Origin of the sequence: Jatrophihabitans sp., assembly GCF_035474675.1 — a bacterium.
Taxonomy (GTDB): domain Bacteria; phylum Actinomycetota; class Actinomycetes; order Mycobacteriales; family Jatrophihabitantaceae; genus Jatrophihabitans_A.
Genome location: NZ_DATINC010000138.1, coordinates 40088 through 60211, shown reverse-complemented (window position 1 = coordinate 60211; position 20124 = coordinate 40088). Strand labels below are relative to the sequence as shown.

The following is a 20124-nucleotide window of genomic DNA, read 5'->3' as shown; positions in this document are numbered from 1 at the left end:
GCAGGCCGACGTAGGGTTAGCACACTCGCAACTCGCGTCAGCGCAGGCACCGGCGTCCGACGACTCTAGAGGAGGTAGCACCCAATGCTGTCTCTAGAACGAGCCGCCTCGGGGCTGTTCTCCACCGCGACCTTCAGGCCAGTGATCAGGGGACAGCGAGCGGTGCGGGCCGAGGGGCTCCTTCAGATCGTCCGAGACGGCCTACGCCTGCCTAGGGATGTGAGCCACCTCGACGTCCTCGAAGCCGCCTACGCGAGCATGACGGCGAACTACCGTTCCGAATACGTCTACAGGAACCTGATCACCAACCGTATCTTCCTCGGCCGGCATCGGGCCAGCTCGGGAACTGCGTTCCTGAACGAGTTCCGGGTGGGTGCCTCGGTGGCAGACTGCGTGCTTGTCAATGGCCACGCGACCGTGTATGAGATCAAGACCGAACTCGACCGTCCTGGTCCGCGGCTGCAGTCGCAGCTCGACAGCTACTACCGGGCCTTCCCACTGGTCAACGTCGTCGTGCACGAGGCTCACGTCCCGCGCTACGTTGACGCTCTGGAGGGGACCGCAGTCGGTGTCCTGAGCGTCGGGCGGCGCTGGCGTCTCTCAGTAGTCCGGCCAGCCATTGAACGGATGGATGAGTTCGACACTAAGGTGCTGTTCAACCTGTTGCGCGCGGGCGAGGTCGAGCAAGCGCTGCATGCCTGGTTCGGCGAAATCCCCGACGTTCCGAATGGAATTAGATATAGGGAGCATTTCACCCTCGCGCAGCGGATTCCTCCGTTACGCTTCCAAAGCCTCGTTCACGGCCAGCTCCGGATGAGGGGGTATCGCGGCCATCCAGCCGCGATACTTTCGCCGCGGCTAAAACCGCTGCGGGCCCTGCTCGTCCAGCTCCAGCCAAACGTCGCTCAGTACCGATACCTCCTGGACTGGCTCGAGAGGGCAGCCTGACATGTATTTCCCCTACCTACGGGGCAAGCAGTTCGAACTTCTGGCGCTGCGAGAGATTGCGCCACGACTCGGCAGCTCCGGCCGGGTCATGCCGATCATCGAGCCCGTCCGGGCGCCAGCCGATTCCGGGCTGGATCGCTGCCTCACCTCGTTGGTCAACTACTCGGTCGGCTTCGTGCTGGTCGTCAACCCGAACGTCGGCGAACTACAGTCCAGAACTATCCCGGGTGTCCTCGCCGAATACATCGCCGACAGGGATCAAGAAGAGTCCTGGAACATCGGCGTCATCATCGAGGAAGGCACGGACGTCGGATCCCTCCTGCAGTCCTACATCGAAGCCGTCGGGACCGGCAGGACGCTTACTTTGATACACAAGTCACTCGCCGTCTCCGGCGAGAACGTGCCAGCCGTCGAGAACGGCTTCCGGCGCGGGTTCGATGTCGTCAGCGACGACATCAAGTCCCGCCACCTCCGCAGTCTGACCTCTAAAGCCGACCGTGGTGTGACCCTCCACGACGGTTTTGTCCCCGAGAAGCGCAACGCGAACTACATCGGCCGCCAAGAGACTACGTTCAATGAAGACCACCTGTATTACAAGGATGAGGGCTGGTTCGGTTTTGGTGACTACTTGACGATCGGTGCTGAGTTCAGCGAAGGTGGCTTCAGCCCTCGCGCCGTCGCGATCCACTGGACGTATGAGCCCGCCGTCGGCAAACCGATCATGATTCGCTCCTTTACCTCTGAGTCCAACGGTGACGTCAGCAACGTTGGTGGGAAGTTCTTGGAGGCTGCCGGCAAGCTGGTCGCGTTTCTCAACGCTCATAACATCCAAACCGACGCGGCGAATATCATGCGCAGCCACGTGTTCAACCACACCTACCCCGGACTAGGCGTGGTCAAGAAGCTGTCGATCTTGAACCATCTCCAGATGATGTCGGAAATCCTGAGCCGATAGATGCAAGCGTGCGCAGCCTGCTTCAAGGCCAAGACATGGTTAACAAGTGCCTTCCAAGGTGATCTGTCAATCGGCACGTGCGACTTTGGGCACGGGTATGCCGAGGAGACTTGGCCGACGACGGCATGGGATGACAGCCTGACCCGCCTGCTCGCCCTGTACGAGATCGACAACACCGGCGCGGGATTGCCGATTGAGGAGCAGATTCAACGCGATTGGCAAATCTTCAGCCTCGACCTGTCCCAAATTCGGACCCTGCTTCAAAACTCCGGTGTCGCCTCGCATGAACTTCTCGGCGACGGAGTCACCGTCCGGTTGTGGGGCACGAGGACGAGCCGCGTGGACCCGATCACGTCTTGGACGCAGTTCTCCCAGGAGATCCGAACCCAGAACCGGTACTTTCCAACAACGGTACCCGATCTGACCGTGCTAGAAGCCGTAATTAGGGAAAGCCGGAAGTCGATCAGCGAGGGTACAAAACTGCTGCGAGCCCGTGTCTCGCCGTCAGCCAAGGCGATACCGGCTCAGTCGATGGGTGCGCCGCCGCCACACCTAGCCACGGCGGGTCGTGCGAACCCGGTCGGCATCGCCTATCTGTACTTGGCCTTCGAGCTCGATACCTGCGTGTATGAGTCCCGCGTACCAGCGCATGAATTCCTGTCGGTTGCGACGTTCCGGCTGTCGCGGAAAGTCGGTGTGCTCAACCTGGCCGAAGTCAGCCCCCCAGACCTGTTCAGCGCCCCCGATCTCGACGCTGTCGAGGATCTGGTGCGTAGCGTCTCGTACTACCGCTATCTATCGGCCCTGGGTCGCGAACTAAGCAAACCCGTTCGCTCGTCTGACGGTCCAACTGACTACATTCCCACTCAGTACCTTTGCGAACTCGCGAAATCCATGGGATTCGACGGCGTGCAATATGCCAGTTCGGTATACCCGAAGGGTCACAACGTCGTTTTGTTCGATACCGGCATCGCCATGTGCGAGAACGTCACGCTGTACCAGATCACCTCGATGCGAGCGACCTGGGAAGAGGTCGCGCCTGCCAGCCGGTAATCGCAGGCTCAAGCCCAAGAGTGGTCGAGTACTGCTCGTAGGTAGGGGGCGGTGCGGCTCGTTTCGCTAACCGCCACCTCGGCGGGGGTGCCGGTCGCGACGATCCGGCCGCCCTGGTCGCCACCGCCCGGGCCGAGGTCGATCACGTGGTCGGCGCCCGCCACCACGTCCATGTCGTGCTCGATGACCAGCACCGTGTTGCGGGCGTCGACCAGGGAGTGCAGCAACCCCATCAGCCGGTCGACGTCGGCCGGGTGCAGGCCGGTGGTGGGCTCGTCCAGCAGGAACAGCGTGTGCCCGCGCCGGGCCCGCTGCAGCTCGGTGGCCAGCTTGATCCGCTGCGCCTCGCCACCGGAGAGCTCCGTGGCCGGCTGGCCCAGCGTCAGGTAGCCCAGCCCCACCTCGGCGAGCGTGCGCAGGCTGCGCGCGACGGCCGGCACGTCGGCGAAGAAGCCGACCGCGTCGTCCACGGTCAGCGCCAGCACCTCGGCGATCGACCTGCCCTGGTAGCGCACCTCGAGGGTCTCGGGGTTGTACCGCGCGCCGTGGCAGGTCGGGCACGGCGAGTACGTCCCGGGAAGGAACAGCAGCTCCACCGCGACGAACCCCTCGCCCTGGCAGCTCTCGCACCGGCCGCCCTCGACGTTGAAGGAGAACCGGCCGACCGAGTATCCCCGCCGGCGCGCCTCGTCGGTGGCCGCGAACAGCTTGCGCACCCCGTCGAACAGGCCGGTGTAGGTGGCCAGGTTGGACCTGGGGGTGCGTCCGATCGGCTTCTGGTCCACCTCGACCAGCCGGTCGATCGCCTCCAGCCCGCCGATCCGTCCGATGCTGCCGGCGGCCGCCAGGTCGTCGCCGCCGTCCTCGTCGTCGGCAACCGCCTCGGCGCCGAGGTGCTCGGCGACCGCCGCGGCCAGCACCGCGGTGACCAGCGTCGTCTTGCCCGAGCCGGACACCCCGGTGACCGCGGTGAACACCCCGAGCGGGATGTCGACGTCCACCCCGGCGAGGTTGTGGTGCCGCACCCCGCGCAGTTCGAGCCGCCCGGCGGCTACCCGGCCGCGGCGGACCGGCCGCGGCGGCTCCAGCAGGTACTGAGCCGTCACCGAGTCCGCCGCCTGCGCCACCCCGGCCGGCGGGCCGCTGTAGAGCACCCGGCCGCCATGGACCCCGGCGCCCGGCCCGACGTCGACCAGCCAGTCGGCGTGCCGGATCACGTCCAGCTCGTGCTCGACGACCAGCAGCGAGTTGCCCGCCGCCCGCAACCGGTCCAGCACCGCCAGCAGGGTGCGGGTGTCGTCGGGGTGCAGCCCCGCCGACGGCTCGTCCAGCACATAGACCACCCCGAACAGGCTCGACCGCAGCGCCGTCGCCAGCCGCAGCCGTTGCAGCTCGCCGGACGACAGCGTCGGGGTGGCCCGGTTCATCGCCAGGTACCCCAGCCCCAGCTCGGCCAGCACCTCGATCCGGGCCAGCAGGTCCGCCACGACGCCGCGCGCCACCTCGCCGGCCGCCACCTTGCCCAGCCGGTCGGCCAGTACCGCCAGCGGCAACCCGGTGAGCTCGGCGATGGTGGACCCGGCGACCGTGACGGCCAGCGCCTCGGGCCGCAGCCCGGCACCGCCGCACACCGGGCACGGCCGTACCTCGACGTGTTGCAGGGCCTTGCGGCGCAGCGACGCGCTCTGCGTGGTGGCCAGGGTGTGCAGCACGTAGCGCCGGGCGCTCTGGTACGTGCCCTGGTACGGCCGCTGGATCCGGTGTGCCTCCCGCTCGGCGTGCACGGTGACCACCGGCGTCTCGTCGGTGAACAGGATCCAGTCCCGGTCGGCCTGCGGTAGCTCGCGCCACGGCCGGTCGATGTCGTAGCCCAGGGTGGCCAGGATGTCGCGGTAGTTCTTGCCCTGCCAGGCACCCGGCCAGGCCGCCACCGCCCGGTCCCGGATGGACAGGCCGGGGTCCGGCACCAGCGATGCCTCGGTGGCCTCGTGCACCCGGCCCAGCCCGTGGCAGTTCGGGCACGCTCCCGCGGGGGTGTTGGGCGAGAAGGCGTCCGAGTCCAACCGGGTCGCCCCGGCCGGGTAGTCGCCGGCCCGGGAGAACAGCATCCGCAGCGAGTTGGACAGCGCCGTGACGGTGCCGACCGTCGAGCGCGACTGCGGCGCGCCACGCGCCTGCTGCAGCGCCACGGCCGGCGGCAGCCCGGTGATCTCGCGGACGTCGGGCACCGCGAGCTGGTCGATCAGCCGGCGCGCGTACGGGGCCACCGACTCCAGGTAGCGGGCCTGCGCCTCGGCGAACACGGTGCCGAACGCCAGCGACGACTTGCCCGAGCCGGACACCCCGGTCACCACCACCAGCGCGTCCCGCGGGATGTCGACGTCGACGTCGCGCAGGTTGTGCACCCGGGCGCCGCGCACCGAGATCACCGCGTCGTCAGCCCTGCGCACCGGCCGATCCTCTCAAGCCGGCTGTGCGAGCTTTCGGTCAGGACGTGGCGATCAGCCGGAACGCCTCGGCGGATTGAGCATCGGCCCGCCCAATCGGAAACATTATGGAGTTACCTCACATAATATAGCCAAAGGCTATGTACCGCACCCGAAGGTATGCATGCGGGAGTAAGCACAGATGCGGAAGTACGCTGCATCACCATCAGCCCTGAGCGGGCTCACATAAGCTGATCACTCTGAGATGCCGCACTCAGGGTCAAGCGCTCTTGGCATGAACAGGCTGATTTCGCGCAGCGCCGCTCCAACGGGTCACACTTCGTGGGCGCGCGGTTCATGGAGGGGGTAGCACGGTGCCCGAACGTCGATCGGTAAAGCCGCCGCTCCCAGCGTCCGAAGCAGTATCCGCTCGGCTGTCCCGGCAACGCCAGCGCAACACCCGTCCCGAACTCGCACTCAGATCCGCGTTGCACCGTCAAGGTCAACGGTTCTACGTCCACCGACGGCCTATACCAAGCCTGCGGCGCGTGGCAGACATCGTCTTCCCCGCAGTGAAGGTAGCTGTCGAGGTGCGCGGGTGCTTCTGGCATGCATGTCCCGAGCACGGAACAGCTCCCAAGTCGAATGCGGAGTGGTGGGCGGACAAATTGGCGTCCAACCGGCGGCGAGATGAGACCGCGGACACTGCTCTTCGGGCAGCAGGCTGGCTACCGGTCACAGTCTGGGAGCACGAGTCACCCGAGGAGGCTGCTCGAAGGGTGGCGGCGGTCGTACAACAACGCCGCGCCGAGGGTTACTCCAAGCGGCGCTGACCTGGGTCCGTGCTCTCAAGAGGCAGATGGCCATTCTCAACGCGGTCGCCAGCTCGAGCGCGAATATGACCACCTTGAGATCTTCCAAGCGATCAGAAGCGTTGTAGTAGCAGTCCGGCGAGTTCGAGTCTTTCCGTGCGCGGGTCGAACACATGCTGCAGGATGACGACGTGACACTCCCCCAGCCTCTCCCCTCCGTGACCACCTTCGAGCGCGCGGTTAGCGATGCCGCTGACCGCATTATCGCCGTGGGTAAAACCGGCTACCACTGGGACTCGGTCGACAAGCTCCTCAAAGATGAATTGAAGACCGAACTCGGGGAGGAAGGCCAGACCAGATGCAAACAGGCGAGGAATTCCGGGCGAGCGGCTAACGTCCTCACTGAGAGCAACGACAAGAACATAGCCCTGTACCTGGTCTTCATCCACAAGCCATATACGGTTGAGCAGTTTCGGCGTGTCGCTAAAGATCGGATAGCTCGATTCCCGAACGTCAAAACTGTCGCCGTTGCAGAGCAGGTCGACTCCACCTGGCGAGTCACTGAGATCGTCGAACGGGAAGGCGTCGGCCTTGCTGCTCAAATCGCCGGCCACTTTCCGTTGGTCTCGAGCGACAAGATTTATCCAGTCCCGGCTGGAAGCGAGTCGGCTCCCGTCGCTGAGGTCCACCGCCCCGATGAGGGCATCTTCGCATCAGCAGCTACAGCACGGCCCACGTCGGTCCAGGGGCTAGGGTCGCTATCAGATCAACTGCGTGCCCTTGCGACAGCCAACGGCGTCTCCCTCGACGCCACCACGGCGGTCGACACGTTGGCAGCCGTCTTGTCGAGTCAAATGGTTCTGTTCGCAGGACCTAGCGGTACAGGAAAGAGCACACTCGCACGTCTTATGAGTGCATTTATCACTGGCCCGGATAACTCCATCGTGCTGGAAGCTGGAAGAGGATGGCAGACACCAGAAGACATGGTGGGTTACTTCTCCGCACTATCCACCAGCTTTGCACAGACGCCAAGCACTGAGATGCTCATAGACTTGCACGAGCTTTGCGCTGCGGCCCTGTCCAATGAGAATACTGCGCTAACAGCGCCAGTCCCAGTGCTCTTGGTCGAAGAGATCAACCTATCTACAATTGAAGGCTACCTGTCACCAGTCATGCACGGCCTCAGTCGCCCGGCGACACCATATTTACGCTGGCAATTACACGCCCAACGCGAAGGGGTTGCAGACATTGAGGACGCGCTGACGCTTCCGCCAGAATTGCTGTTCGGCCCGTGGCCGCGCATTTTCGGCACCATCAACGTTGACGCAAACAGCCCTGCCCCAGCCCGCAAGGTCGCCGCGCGTGCCTCCGTGGTGCTTCTGGAGCCCGACGCAGCTTTCAATGTGAATCAAGAGGTGGAACGCCTTTCTGGTGGTGATCCAGTGGCCACCCTGGTAGGTGACCACATCGGTGTCGCGGTAGGAGACCCCACAGCCGCACGCCGCGAACTCAGTGATGCCGCGCTTCGCAGCCTGGTAGAAGCGTTTTCCACCGTGCTCAAGTCAGCCGAAGGAAGCAGGCAACTGGTCCCAAGCCGCCGCGACATCGACCGCGCTCTCAACTACATGGCGTATTACGTCAAGCTCGCTGACGGAAATCAGGATTCGGCCGATGCGGCGCGGAGAGCCGCCGAGAATGCTCTGCTGCATGTCGTCCTGCCGCAGCTTCCCGCCCACGCCTTCACCACGGCTGTACGCGCACTGTCCGCCGCAAGCCTCGAGGGGGCATCGGCCGACATGAACACCGTCGGCGGCCTCCTGGCACCGCGCGTCTCGCGGCTCTCAGCGTCCATAACCGACGCGCTGTTCAGCGACACCGTCGACTTCTGGACAGCGCTCTCGTGATTGCGGTAGACGATCGTCCGTGAGAGTCAGATTCCGCGACAAGTGGCGTGATGTCTTCCTCGACCTGCCCACCGCACCACTGCTGACGCCGAGCGGAGTCGTAGTCAGCAGCCACACGAATGAGGAATTGCTTTACGGCCCGGACCTATCCTCGTCCGTCGCAGACCCGATCACCGGCGACCTTCCCCTGGTTCACTTCGCAGACGATCGGCTGCAGGTCGAGCACCTCGCCATCCCTCCACCCGCCCCGCTCTCGCTGCAGTCTGTACAAGAAATGTGGCAAGAGGTGCTTACTTCGGGCGTCCCACTGCCGTCCGGTGTCGCAACGCAAGGTCGGCTATTGCACGGACAGGCCAGCGGAGAGACGACGTTGCTTCCGGAGCTTCTCGACCGTGCCCACGCAGCGGCCCGAGCGCTCCTTTCCCGCTGGCCGCAAGAGGCAACCCCCACCTCCGCCTGGCGCGCGGTTGAACTACCCGGTGGCCGAGAAGATCTTCGTGGCACCGACCGAGCCACCAAGAACATCACGGGCTTCCAGACCAGAGACGGCCGATGTCTTCCGGTAAAGACTCTTCGCCGGGTGCATGGCGCGTCGCCTTGGACGGCACGCCTCCTTCAGCAGGCATCAATGCGCCTCGCCCAGGAAGTCGGCCTCGTGGCCGATCACCTCGGCCATCGGGACAGGTCGGCTCTCTTGCGACCATTTCTCCAGGTAGCCCAACAGGCAACCGGCAACCCCCTCATGATAGATGCACCTCTCTCGGGGTGGCCCGTACCCCTCAGACAGGCGTATGAGGCGTTTCAAGCAGCCTTAATGGCGCTTCAGCCGACGGCTAGTCACAACCGCCGGCCGCTAGCTCCTCTCTGCTACTTGTGGCGGCTTTACGAGGCATGGGCCGCCGTGCGCTGCATACGCGTCATTGACGGCCTTGCGGGCTACACGCGGGTCCTGGGACCGCAACCTGTGGAGGATGCCGAATGGCTCGTCAAGTGGGTCTCCAGCGATGGCACCACCCTGACAGCCCTTGCACAGGCACGCATCGGTCGCCAGGCAACTCGTTTCGGGGGCGCGATTCCGGTAGGCGTCAGATCAGTCAGCAGTGACCTCCGTCCGGACTTGCTATTAGCCTGTGAAGTCGCCGGCACGGTACGGATGAGCGTCGTCGACGCCAAGCGACGGTCCAGCGAGGTGATGAACGCGAGCGCGGCAGCCGAAGCAGGCAGTAAGTACCTGTGGGGCCTCCGTACGGTTTCTGGTGACGGCACGAGTGCAGTGGTCAGCCTGAAAGGCGTCGTCTTGGCGACGACTGCTACCCCGCCGAAGTTGCATGATGCCGCGGCAAGAATCGTCGGCGCCCGCCTGGTTCCAGGCGAGAATGACGATGCGTTCACGAAGTCGATCGCCACCGCGCTGACCCAACCGGAAGCCGACGACTAAGGCGCTCTACCGCCCAAGTCCCGCATGACGTCCAAATGCGCTCTGAGACTGTGCAGGAACCCATCTGAGAACCGCAGATTGCCCGTTACGGCGCGAGAGAGAAAACCTCTGGTCGCCTTCTCAGATAGTGGCTTAACCGGGAGGGCCAAGAATTTACGCAAGCTGTAGTCGGTCGCAGACGGAGTTGTAGAGACCTGCGCACAGAAGATCTTGCCGTTCCCGCCGAACGCGGCGGTTGGCCACCGCGCGCCTGTAAATTGCATCGTCCAGTCCCGGTCAACCGGCTCGCCAGGATCGATCAGCCTCCGCCCAACCCATTCGCTCATGGGAACGCATACTGCGTTGCCAATCTGCTTCCAGCGCACCCCGACCCGGGCTCCGGCAGCGACCGCAGGAAGGGTCCATCCCGGTGGGAAGCCTTGTAGCCGCTCGCCATCTTCGACCTGCGGCGTGCCAACGTCTCCGGTGTCCGGAAACCAAATGGCGGGCGGGGATGGAATGCCGAGCGCCGAGCCCCCCTTGATGGTCGGTACGGCGTCGCGCGCCCACCCGAGCCCACGCAAACCCTCGGTCCAGTAGAAGCCGTAGGCGTGGCGATCGTCGACGGGCCCGATCGTGTCGTTGAATTCGACTGTCGCGTCGTCGGCGAAAAGCACCGTCCGCGGGTCTTCGATACGAGAAGCGACAACGATGACACGCTGCCGACGCTGTGGCAGCCCGAACGATCGAGCGTCCACTACGCGATACGCCCAGCGGTATCCCAATGCTTCCAGGGAACGAATGATGTGCTGCATGGCGCGGCCCTTATCCAGCCGGAGCATGTAGCTCACGTTTTCCAAGACCAGCCATCGTGGCGGCCGACGCGCCGACTCGAGGAGGCGGAACACCTCATTCACTAAACCTGACTGTGAACCTGAGATTCCGGTCTTTCTTCCTGCCTGGCTGATGTCCGTACAAGGAAACCCCGCCGTAACCACGTCAGACGCTGGTAGCTTCGTCATCGCTCGGACATCGGTTGACAACTCAACGCCCGAGAATTGGTCAGCCAGCACAGCCCGGGCTCGCTCATCGATTTCGTTCAAGTGAACGGCTTCTAGCCCGGCACGGCGCAATCCCAGCTCAATGCCGCCGATGCCCGCGAACAGGCCCACCACCCGGACCTCAGCCGTCATCGCAGCAGGCTCACGATCGCCGCATACGCAAGCCGCGTGGGTACTGCGTTGCCGATCATCTCTTGGAGAGCACGACGGCCCTCTACGGTCTCGAAGGAAAACCAGTCGGGGAACCCCTGGAGGCGGGCTGCTTCATGAGGAGTGAGCGTTCGAGGCCGAAGCGGGTGCACGAACCGACCCTGACCGGTGCTGCCGAACCCGGCAGTGATGGTCGGCGCAGGACGATCTGGGTACATGCGTCCGTAGACCGCGCGGTAGCTGTGTTTTTTCAACCGATGACACTCGGGGCGCTGCTCGTCCGGAAGCTCGTACAGGCCATGATCAAAAAGGTACTGGATGCGGTTCTGGTTAGTGCGGGAATGCGTTGCTGGAGATCCGAAGACGCCACGGTTGGGCTCGACATCCAGGTCGTCAATCGCGTCCAGTACAGGCCGGGGCGGCGCGCCGAAGCCCATCGCAATGTCGCCGATGGAGACGCCCTGCTCACCGCGTGTCGCCAGCAGCAGGTGCCGACGACGCGCTTGTGCGGCCCCTACGTCAGACGCTCTGACGACCCCTGTGTCGACGGTATATCCGAGCCCCCTGAGTACCTGCTCGGCAACGGCGGTGACACCTGATCGGTCGTACGCGACGCCAGGGACGTTCTCTATCAGCACCCGCTTTGGGCGCACTACCTCCACGAACCGCACCATGCGCAGGTAGAGCTGGTTCTTCGGGTCTTCCCGGCGGGTGTGATTATTCAGGTCGCTGTGTCCCTGGCAAGGAGGGCCGCCGATTGCAAGGTCCAAGCCAGCGAGCTGGTCCTGCAGTCGCTTTTCTAATCGCGTCGGGCGCGCACCAAGCGCGCCGTCGACAAGTCCGTTGATGTCGCCGTCGTTCGTTTGGGCCTCGGGAAAGTTCGCGCTGTAGACGCCAAGGGCCGACTGGTTGTTGTCAACAGCCAGCACGTGCACTGCACGTCTGCCCACGGCTCGGGCAGCTTCTTGGGCGCCGAGCGACAGACCGCCGCAACCGCTGAACAGATCGGCGATAGTGAGCGGCTCCGCGACCACCGTCGGCGCAGTTTCTCTGCGGAGCCACGCATCTACGAATCGGTTCGCGGGCGCGTCCTGCGGAGCGCTCGGACGCGCTTGTTCTTGCGTGCACACCACCGCTCCGCTCCGAAGACGCACCGACCGCTCGATCATCGTCCCCGACACCCGGTAGCTTTCGACCACAGCGACATCGAGTTCGGGCAGACGGGCAATCGAGTTGGTCACGTTTGGGAGTCTAGGATTCGGGTACGACACAATCGTGTTGTGACGCGCAAGGCCATCGCCGTGAGCGGCGACGACTTGCCCGAGCCGGACACCCCGGTCACCACCACCAGCGCGTCCCGCGGGATGTCGACGTCGACGTCGCGCAGGTTGTGCACCCGGGCGCCGCGCACCGAGATCACCGCATCGTCAGACCTGCGCACCGGCCGATCCTCTCAAGCCGGCTGTGCGAGCCTTCGGTCAGGACGTGGCGATCAGCCGGAACGCCTCGGCCGACCGCCCGTCGGGCAGCCCCGCGGCGCGCGCGTTCGGGCGCAGCATGCCGGCCAGGAACCCGTCGACGTCGGCCTCGGCGCCGATGCCCGGCCGCTGCGACTCGTGTGCCAGCAGCGCGGTCCGCTTCTGTGCCAGCCGGGCCGTCACGTCCACGTAGTAGTTCGGCGCGTCATTGCCGATCAGCAACGCCCGCGGCACCTCCCACGGCTCCAGCCCCAGGTCGGGATAGCAGAACCGGTTGCGGGCGTCCGGATAGATCGCCGCCAGCGTCGCCTCGCCGCAGGCCAGGTGATCCGGGTGCGAGGAGTAGATGCGTTCGAGGTTGCGCACCGGGTTGTGGGTCAGCACCAGATCCGGCCGGACGGTGCGCAGCACCTCGGTGATCGCCCGGCGCAGCGGCAGATCCGGCTGCAGCGAGCCGTCCGCCCGGCCGAGGAAGGTCAGCTCGCTCACCCCGACCGCCCGCGCCGCGGCCGCCTGCTCGCGCCGCCGGACCGCCGCCATCTCGGTCCGGCTCACTGCCGGGTCGTAGCCGCCCTGCTGCCCGTCGGTGACCAGGCAGTAGGTCACCCGGACGCCCCGCGCGGTCAGCGCGGCCACCGTGCCGGCGGCGGCGAAGTCCACGTCGTCGGGATGGGCGAACACGCACAGCACCTGCCGCACGCCGGCCAGCCCGGGTGGCTCGGCGGCGTCCTCGGGCAGCCAGACCAGCGGCGGGGCGGCCGGACCCGCGGTCACCGCCGGGCCGGGTTCACGGCTGGGCTTACATTCGGGCTCAAATCTGGGCCTCGTCCACCCGCAGGCCCAGCCGGTGCCGGCCGGCGACCTCCAGGATCGCCGGGCTGACCATGGCGTGCTGGGCGGCGGTGTAGACGTCCCGGAGCCGGCGCTGCGCCGGATCCCGGGCGTAGATCGAGGTGCCGCCGCCGGCCCGGTACATCTCGCTCACCGTGGCCACCGCCGCCGAGGTGGCCTCCACCGCGGCCACCCGGATCGCCAGCCGGGCGTCCAGGTCCACCGCGCGGCGCTCGCACGCCTGCGTCCAGGCCTGCTCCACCGCCTCGGCCAGCAAGCCGCGGGCCGCCCGCAGCTGGGCGCCGCACTGGGCCACCGCGCGCTGCACCGCCGGCCGTTCGGCGAGCTTGCGCACCGAGTAGGTCGGTGTCTTGGCGTTGGCGAGCTCGCTCAGGTAGCCGATCGCGCCCTCGGCGATGCCCAGCGACACCGTCGCGATGCCCGCCGACAGCAGCCCGAACACCGGGAAGGCGTACAGCGGCCCGTCCTGGCGCGGCCGGTCGAAGCTCAAAGGCACCGAGTACTCGGTGGCCACCGGCGCGTCGTGCAGCTCGACGTCGTGGCTGCCGGTGGCGCACAGGCCGAGCACCTGCCAGGTCGGCAGGATGGTGTACTGCTCCGCCGGGGCGAACATCAGCCGCCGCTCACCGCCCGGCAGCACGGTGCCGGCCATGATCCAGCTCGCCGACTCGCACATGCTGGCGTACGGCCAGCGGCCGTTGACCGTCCAGCCGCCCGGCCGGTCGGTGGCCCGGCCGAGCGGGGCGAACGGGCCGATCACCAGCCCGTCCGGCCGGTACACCACCGCGGCGGCCGCCGGGTCCAGGTGCCCGGCCACGCACCCGCTGGTGGCCGCGATCATCGCCGACCAGCCGAGCGCGCCGTCGGCCCGGGCCAGCGTCTCGATGACCTCCAGCACCTGCCGGGGCGGCAGCTCGCTGCCGCCCAGCGAGCGCGGCAGGCAGGCGCCGAACACCCCCGCCGCGGCCAGCTCGGCGACCAGCTCGTCCGACAGCCGGCCGCGGCGCTCGGACTCGGTCGCCTCCGCGGCACCCCGCTCGGCCACCGTGGCCAGCGCCGGCACCGGCTGCACGGCGCTCACCGGGACCACCCCGGTTCGACACCGCGCTGCCCGACGGTGACCGCGCCGCCGGCCAGCAGCACCTCGTTCCCTTGGACCTGCAGGGTGAGGTCGGCCCCGTTGGCCGATGCCTGCCGGGCGCTCAGCCGGTCGCGGCCCAGCCGCTCGGCCCAGTAGCCGGCCAGCAGGCAGTGCGCGGTGCCGGTGGCCTGGTCCTCCAGCCCGTGCCGGGCCACGAACCAGCGCGAGACGATGTCGTAGGGCGGCTCGCCGGGTGCCGTCACCGCCAGTCCCACGGTGTCCAGCGCCGCGGCCAGCGCCGCCAGGTCCGGCCGGACCGCCCGCACCGCCGCCGCGTCCGGGACCCGGACCAGCCCGTGCCGGTCGGACCGGCGCGCCTCCAGCACCGGCACGCCGAGCAGACCAGCCAGATCTACGCCGTCCGGCTGCCACGGCCGGGTCGGCACCAGCGGCATGCTGATCCGCGGGTCACCGCCGGCCCGGTCGGCACGCAACACCCCGAGCGGGGTGTCGAAGCTGATCTGCCCGGGCCCGGATGAGTCCGGCCCCGACACCAGCAGGTGCGCCGCGGCCAGCGTGCCGTGCCCGCAGGACGGCAGCTCGCCAGACGGGGCGAACCAGCGCAACCGGGCCCGGTCGGGCCCGGTCGGCCAGACGAACACGGTGACCGGCTCGGCCAGCTCGCGGGCCAGCGCCGCCAGCTGGTCGTCGGAAAGTCCGGCAGGCTGGTCGGCCATCAGCAGCACCGCGGCCCGGTTGCCCTCCCCGGCCCGCCGCGCGAAGGCGTCCACCAGCGTCACCGGCAGGCGCTGCAGCACCGCCGTCATCGGCTCCCCTCTCCGCCGGCCGGCACCGGAGTGCCCGGCCGGATGTTCTGGTTGGACCGGAAGAAGTTCTCCGGGTCGTAGGCCGCCTTCACCGCCTGCAGCCTGTGCAGCCGGTCCAGCCCGTACGCCCGGACCAGGTCACGCGAGTCGGCGTCCGGCCCGAGGAAGTTGACGTACACCCCGCCGTCGCTGAACGGCAGCATCGCCGACCACATCTGCCGGGCCCAGGCTATGTAGCCGGCCGGGTCCTCGGCCAGCCCCCAGGTCGCGTCGATCTGCAGGTTGTAGGCGGCCTCCCGGTGCCCGAACGCGGTGTCCGGATGGCCGGGCCGGCTGGGCTGGCCGCCGCAGGTGTGCAGCACCACCCGGCACCGGGCGGCCGGCGCCCGGCCGGCCTGCTCCAGCAGGGTGTCGATCGCCGCGGCGTCCAGCGGCCGCAGGAAGTGCGACTTGGCGTAGTGGCCCAGGCCCCGGACGCCGCCGGCGTCCAGCATCGCCTGCAACACCGGGTACGGCATCATCGACAGCTTGCTGAACGCGGGTCGCCGGTGCCCGGCGAGGACCCGGGCCAGCCGCTCCCCCGCCTCGGCACTGCCGCTGTGGCACAGCCCGATCCGGAACACCCGGGTGCCGGCCAGCCCGGCCGGCAGGTCGGGACTGTCCGGCGGCGGCCCGATCCCGATCACCAGGCAGGCGGCGTCGTCGGCCTCGGCCATCACCTGCTGGCAGTGGGCCAGCATCGCCGGGGCGTCGGCGAGCGGGTAGACCAGGTAGCCGGCGTAGACGTGCCGCACCGGGTGCAGCTGCAGGGTGAGCGAGGTGACCACCCCGAAGTTCCCGCCGCCGCCGCGCAGCGCCCAGAACAGCTCGCTGTCGGTCTGCGGGTCGGCGCGCAGCAGCGCCCCGTCATAGCCGACCAGCTCGGCGGACCGGATGTTGTCGCAGGTCCAGCCGTACCGGCGCGAGAGCCACCCGAACCCGCCGCCGAGTGCCAGGCCGGCCACCCCGGTGCCCGACACGATGCCGCCGGGGGTGGCCAGCCCCGCCGGGTGGGTGGCCCGGTCCAGCTGGCCCCAGGTGAGGCCCAGCTGCACCCGCGCGGTGCCGGTGTCCTGGTCCATCTCGACGCGGTCCATCAGTGACATGTCGACGGTCAGGCCGCCGTCGGTCAGCGAGGTGCCGGCGATGTTGTGACCGCCGCCGCGGACCGAGAAGTCCAGCCCGACCTCACGGGCCACCCGGACGGCGGCGGCGACGTCACCGGCGTCCCGGCAGCGGGCGATCAGCGCCGGCCGGCGGGTGATGGCGGCATTCCAGATCTCGCGGACCCGCTCGTAGCCGGGATCGTCCGGCAGCACCAGCTCGCCCCGGAACGGCCGCGGCCCGCCGCGCAGCGCCGCCGCCGCCTCGGTACCGCGCGCCAGGTAGGTGCCGTCGGCTAGCACGCCGGCACCAGCCGGTCGCAGTGCTCGGCCGGGTCCACCTCGGCCCGGTAGTCCACCCCGTCGACGCCGAAGCCGTACAGCTGGCGCACCAGCCGCCGGTACCGCTCGACAGCCGGTGTGAGCCTTCCTGCAGGCCCGTCGGCCACCAGCTGCCAGCGCCGCCAGATCTCGGCCTGGACGTCCGGCCGCTGCTCCTGGCCGTCCAGCCGCCGGCGGCCCTCGGGGTCCAGCGGCGCCGGGGAGCCGGCGACCAGCCGGACGCCCTGGTCGAGCACGTCCTCGGCCACCGAGCACTCGGCCAGCACCTGCAGCAGCAACATGGTGTAGAGCGTGTTCAGCGGGATCGCGGTGCTGGCCTGGGTCACCAGGGCGCGCGGCACCGCGACCTCGGCACTGCCCAGTCCGGCCGCCCGCAGCTCGGCGTCCAGCGCGCGGGTGCGGTCCTCCAGGTCCTGCTTGGCCCGGCCGAGGGTGCCGCCGCGGTAGGTGGCGGCCAGCTGCGGCACCCCCACGTAGGACAGCGTCAGGCAGCGCACCCCGGTCGCCAGCAGGCCGCGCTCGCGCAGTGCTGCCACCCACCAGGCGAAGTCCTCGCCACCCATCACCTTCACCGTGTCGGCGATCTCCTCCTCGCCGGCCACCGGCATGGTCCTGCGCACCACCGCGTCGGCAGCCAGGTCGTAGTCCAGGCCGGTCACCGGCTCGCCGATCGCCTTGATCGCCGAGGCGTGCAGCCGGCCGGTGCGCGGGTCGTGCCGGCGCGGTGCGGCCACGCTGTAGACCAGCAGGTCGAGCTGGCCGAGCCGCTCGGCCACCAGGTCGGCGGCCGCCTGCTTGACGGTGTCGGCGAAGCCGTCGCCGACCAGGGTGGCCGAGGCCAGGCCGGCCTCGGCCGCCGCCCGCTCGAAGGCCAGGCACCGGTACCAGCCGGCGGTGCCGGGCCGGTTCGCCGCGCCCGGTCGCTCCGGGCTGACCCCGACGGTGGCCGAGCCGCGACCGAACGCGCTGGCCACCCGGGCCGCCAGTCCCAGCCCGCCGCCGGAGCCGACCACCAGCACCCGTTGCGGGTCGCCCAGCCGTGGCCCGGTCCGTACCCGGTCGATCCAGTCCCGCAGCTGCCGCTGGCAGCCGGCGGGATGCGCGTACGCGGCCCGCGCGCCGCGGAAGTACTCCTCGACGATCACGCCGGGCCCTCGTTCACCGCAGCCAGCACATCGGCAGCCCGCACCAGCTTTCCGTTGCTGGTGCGGGGCAGCTCGCCGGTCACCACGATCCGCCGCGGCCGCTTGTGGCCGCTCAACCGCTGCCGGCACCAGTCGTGCAGCTCCGCCGCGCCGGCCGAGTCGGCCTCGACGAAGGCCTCGATGGACTCCCTGGTGCCGACCACCACCGCCGCCCGCACCCGCGGATGGGCCGCCAGCACCTCCTCGACCTCGACCAAGTCCACCTTCAGCCCGCCCACCGCCAGCATCGAGTCGGTCCGCCCGCCGATCTCCAGCACGCCGTCGTGCAGCTCGCCGCGGTCGCCGGTGTAGAGCCAGCCGTCCCGCCACCGGCCGGCGTCCCCGGCCAGGTAGGGCGACTCGGCGAGCCGCACCGCGACCTCGCCGGCCACGATGCGCACCTCCAGCGACGGCAGCGGCGGCCCCATCGCCGGCGCCAGCCCGCCGCCGAAGTCGGCCGCGATCAGCCCCACCTCGGTCATGCCGTACGCCTGCCCGAGCGGGCAGCCGTGCCGGGCGACGAAGGCCTGGTGGGCGGTGGGGCGGATCAGCTGGCCGCCCGACACGCAGGTCCGCACCCCGGCCAGCGTCCCGGCCGGCAGCGCGGTGAGCAGCTCGAAGTGCGCCGGCACCCCGGTGATCGCCTGCGGCCGCCCGGCCGCGACCGCCCGGGCCAGCTCGCGGGGCTGCGCCGAGTCCGGCAGCAGCACCGCCGCACCCACCCGCAGGCAGTGCAGCACCGCGCCGATCAGGCCGAAGCTGTGCACCAGCGAGTTCAGGGTGAGCAGCCGGCCGCCGGCCGGCACCCAGTCCGGCAGCTCGCCGATCGCCGCCAGCTCGGCGCGGATCGAGGACTCGGTGCGCCGGATCACCTTCGGCGTCCCGGTGGAGCCGGACGACAGCTGGATCACCGCCGCGCCGGGCTCGGCGGCGGCCGGCGCCGGCAGCACCGCCCAGTCCAGCGGCCGGACGGGCACGAACCGGGCGATCGCCGAGCGCTCCGGCGCCCGCACCGCCACCGCCGGGCGCAACCGGTCCAGCACCTGGGCGTACTCGGCGTCGGTGAGGCCGGCGTGCAGCAGCAGCGCGCGGGCGTCCAGCGCCAGGGTGGCCAGCACCAGGGCCAGGTAGCTGACGCTCGGCGCCACCTGCAGGGCCACCGTGTCGCCGGGCCGCACGCCGCACTCGCGCAGCCGGTCGCGGTGGCCGGCCACCTCGGCGCGCAGCTCCGCCCGGCTGACCGTCACGTCGGCGGTCAGCACCGCCGGCGCCCGGTCGGCACCGGCCAGCAGGCCGGCCACGAAGCTGGTTGTCGGGCTCATTGCTCGGAACAGAACTCCTCCACCGGGAACCCGACGTGCCGCCGGTCGACGGCCAGGTAGCCGAGCAGCTCGGTGCCCCGGGTCAGCTCGGTCACGTTGCGCACCGCCGCCCCCGGCCCCAGCACCCGGACGTGCCAGTCGTCCTGGACGGTCAGGCAGACCTGCTCGCCGGACGGGCCGTGCGCGGTGATCTGCAGCAGCGGCCGGCGTTCCAGCTTGGTGCGGCCCACCACCACGGTGCGCACCGAGCCGTCCGCGCGCACCGCCAGCACCGGCATCCCCGAGCGCAGCTCGGACAGGTAGTTGGTGCGGTTGTCGGCCCGCAGCACGTAGGAGTGCAGCGCCCCGGCGTTGACCCGGAACGGCCGGGTCGGCATGTAGGGCAGCGGGTGGGTCTCGCTGCAGCACAGCACGAAACCGTGCGCGAACGAGCCGACCAGGATGCCCTCGTCCGGTTCCAGATGGGTGCAGGTGTCCACGCAGACCCGGTCGCCCATGCCGACGTGGGCGATCGAGTCGACGGTGAGCACCGACAGCTTCAGCGGTTCCAGGCCCGGCTGCAGCACCGCCTGGTAGTCCGCGACCTCGCCGACCTGCCCGACGGTGTACAGGATCGCCTCGCTGCCCTTCTCCAGGACGCCCAGCACGATCGCCGCCTCCTCCGGGCTGGACACCGAGCAGACCAGCTCGCCGCTGCTCTTGTCGGCCGCCGCGATCACGATCTCCAGCGGGATCTTGGTCGGGTCGGCGAAGCTCACCACGGTGCGCGGCCGGCTGCTGGCCGACCGGCAGGCCAGCGCCAGGCTGGCCTCGTCCACCACGTCGATGGCCGCGACCAGGCCGTCCCCGCCGGCTGCCAGCCGGTCCAGTTCGGCCGGCGTGCGGACCGGCAGCAGCAGCGCCCCGGCGCCGAACTCGGCCGGGTCCGGCAGCCCGGCCGCCTCGTCCCAGCGCTCGTACCACCGCTCGGTCTCGGGGCCGGCGTAGACGCCGAGCACGGTCGGCGGCAGCTCGCCCATCCGGGCCGGGTCGGCATCGACCACGGCCGCCACTCGGGCGTGCACCCCGGCCTGCCGGACCGCGTCGTAGCTGCCGTCCGGCGTCTTCCTCAGATCCAACCAGGCCTGCGTCACGGCGGAAGTTTCCCCTTTCAGTTGCACGAAGTTCGGG

At 68.9% G+C, this 20124-nt stretch carries 17 protein-coding genes; 6 read left to right on the top strand and 11 right to left on the bottom strand.

All coding sequences use genetic code 11. The features are described from left to right. The first annotated feature begins 219 nt into the window (after positions 1-219). From VLJ82_RS15885 to VLJ82_RS15875, 3 genes are read left to right on the top strand one after another with little or no spacing between them, the layout of a single operon-like run. On the top strand, positions 220-948 hold the full coding sequence (locus VLJ82_RS15885) for a sce7726 family protein (RefSeq protein ID WP_408664340.1): 729 nt from the start codon (positions 220-222) through the stop codon (positions 946-948). 1 nt (position 949) lies between these two features. Further along, on the top strand, positions 950-1903 hold the full coding sequence (locus VLJ82_RS15880) for a sce7725 family protein (RefSeq protein WP_408664339.1): 954 nt from the start codon (positions 950-952) through the stop codon (positions 1901-1903). Continuing rightward, the gene (locus VLJ82_RS15875; RefSeq protein ID WP_408664338.1) at positions 1904-2956 is read left to right on the top strand and encodes an RES family NAD+ phosphorylase; all 1053 of its coding nucleotides are present in this window, start codon (positions 1904-1906) and stop codon (positions 2954-2956) included. A gap of 8 nt (positions 2957-2964) precedes the next feature. Here the strand turns inward: VLJ82_RS15875 and uvrA are convergent, their stop codons facing one another. Beyond that, positions 2965-5406, bottom strand: coding sequence for an excinuclease ABC subunit UvrA (gene uvrA, locus VLJ82_RS15870; protein WP_408664337.1), 2442 nt, complete (start codon positions 5404-5406; stop codon positions 2965-2967). Positions 5407-5756: 350 nt separating this feature from the next. Here uvrA and VLJ82_RS15865 point away from each other — a divergent pair, with 350 nt between their 5' ends. The 3 genes from VLJ82_RS15865 (at position 5757) to VLJ82_RS15855 (ending at position 9536) form a co-directional block, all read left to right on the top strand. Continuing rightward, the gene (locus VLJ82_RS15865; protein WP_408664336.1) at positions 5757-6215 is read left to right on the top strand and encodes a very short patch repair endonuclease; all 459 of its coding nucleotides are present in this window, start codon (positions 5757-5759) and stop codon (positions 6213-6215) included. Between the two features lie 197 nt (positions 6216-6412). Continuing rightward, positions 6413-8098, top strand: a complete 1686-nt coding sequence (locus VLJ82_RS15860) for a hypothetical protein (protein WP_408664335.1) — start codon at positions 6413-6415, stop codon at positions 8096-8098. A 964-nt stretch (positions 8099-9062) separates the two neighbouring features. Beyond that, positions 9063-9536 carry a hypothetical protein gene (locus VLJ82_RS15855; protein WP_408664334.1) on the top strand — a complete coding sequence of 158 codons (474 nt, stop codon included), beginning with the start codon at positions 9063-9065 and terminating at the stop codon, positions 9534-9536. Here the strand turns inward: VLJ82_RS15855 and VLJ82_RS15850 are convergent. The 10 genes from VLJ82_RS15850 to VLJ82_RS15805 are packed head-to-tail and all read right to left on the bottom strand — an operon-like array spanning position 9533 to position 20087. Further along, positions 9533-10708 carry a DNA cytosine methyltransferase gene (locus VLJ82_RS15850; RefSeq protein ID WP_408664333.1) on the bottom strand — a complete coding sequence of 392 codons (1176 nt, stop codon included), beginning with the start codon at positions 10706-10708 and terminating at the stop codon, positions 9533-9535. The genes VLJ82_RS15855 and VLJ82_RS15850 overlap by 4 nt on opposite strands. Then, the gene (locus VLJ82_RS15845) at positions 10705-11967 is read right to left on the bottom strand and encodes a DNA cytosine methyltransferase (protein WP_408664332.1); all 1263 of its coding nucleotides are present in this window, start codon (positions 11965-11967) and stop codon (positions 10705-10707) included. The genes VLJ82_RS15850 and VLJ82_RS15845 overlap by 4 nt, the downstream gene beginning before the upstream one ends. Beyond that, entirely contained in the window at positions 11964-12167 is a 204-nt protein-coding gene (locus tag VLJ82_RS15840) for a hypothetical protein (RefSeq protein WP_408664347.1), read from the bottom strand. The genes VLJ82_RS15845 and VLJ82_RS15840 overlap by 4 nt, the downstream gene beginning before the upstream one ends. A 37-nt stretch (positions 12168-12204) precedes the next feature. Next, positions 12205-12978, bottom strand: coding sequence for a PIG-L deacetylase family protein (locus tag VLJ82_RS15835; protein WP_408664331.1), 774 nt, complete (start codon positions 12976-12978; stop codon positions 12205-12207). Positions 12979-13015: 37 nt separating this feature from the next. Continuing rightward, entirely contained in the window at positions 13016-14137 is a 1122-nt protein-coding gene (locus VLJ82_RS15830) for an acyl-CoA dehydrogenase family protein (protein ID WP_408664330.1), read from the bottom strand. Then, positions 14134-14964, bottom strand: coding sequence for a PhzF family phenazine biosynthesis protein (locus tag VLJ82_RS15825; protein WP_408664329.1), 831 nt, complete (start codon positions 14962-14964; stop codon positions 14134-14136). The genes VLJ82_RS15830 and VLJ82_RS15825 overlap by 4 nt, the downstream gene beginning before the upstream one ends. After that, positions 14961-16409, bottom strand: a complete 1449-nt coding sequence (locus tag VLJ82_RS15820; protein ID WP_408664328.1) for an FAD-binding oxidoreductase — start codon at positions 16407-16409, stop codon at positions 14961-14963. The genes VLJ82_RS15825 and VLJ82_RS15820 overlap by 4 nt, the downstream gene beginning before the upstream one ends. Further along, positions 16403-17593, bottom strand: coding sequence for a bifunctional NADH-specific enoyl-ACP reductase/trans-2-enoyl-CoA reductase (locus VLJ82_RS15815; protein ID WP_408664327.1), 1191 nt, complete (start codon positions 17591-17593; stop codon positions 16403-16405). The genes VLJ82_RS15820 and VLJ82_RS15815 overlap by 7 nt, the downstream gene beginning before the upstream one ends. Next, positions 17590-18954, bottom strand: a complete 1365-nt coding sequence (locus VLJ82_RS15810; RefSeq protein ID WP_408664326.1) for a class I adenylate-forming enzyme family protein — start codon at positions 18952-18954, stop codon at positions 17590-17592. Before VLJ82_RS15810 ends, VLJ82_RS15815 begins: the two co-directional genes overlap by 4 nt. Then, positions 18951-20087 (bottom strand): 3-dehydroquinate synthase II family protein, encoded by a 1137-nt coding sequence (locus tag VLJ82_RS15805; protein WP_408664325.1) that lies wholly within the window; start codon positions 20085-20087, stop codon positions 18951-18953. The genes VLJ82_RS15810 and VLJ82_RS15805 overlap by 4 nt, the downstream gene beginning before the upstream one ends. Between the last annotated feature and the right edge of the window lie 37 nt (positions 20088-20124).

Excerpts from the sequence above, each read along its gene's own strand:
- VLJ82_RS15825 (WP_408664329.1), bottom strand. The coding sequence starts at position 14,964 with ATGACGGCGGTGCTGCAGCGCCTGCCGGTGACGCTGGTGGACGCCTTC.
- VLJ82_RS15880 (WP_408664339.1), top strand. The coding sequence starts at position 950 with ATGTATTTCCCCTACCTACGGGGCAAGCAGTTCGAACTTCTGGCGCTG.
- VLJ82_RS15850 (WP_408664333.1), bottom strand. The coding sequence starts at position 10,708 with ATGACGGCTGAGGTCCGGGTGGTGGGCCTGTTCGCGGGCATCGGCGGC.
- VLJ82_RS15810 (WP_408664326.1), bottom strand. The coding sequence starts at position 18,954 with ATGAGCCCGACAACCAGCTTCGTGGCCGGCCTGCTGGCCGGTGCCGAC.
- VLJ82_RS15875 (WP_408664338.1), top strand. The coding sequence starts at position 1,904 with ATGCAAGCGTGCGCAGCCTGCTTCAAGGCCAAGACATGGTTAACAAGT.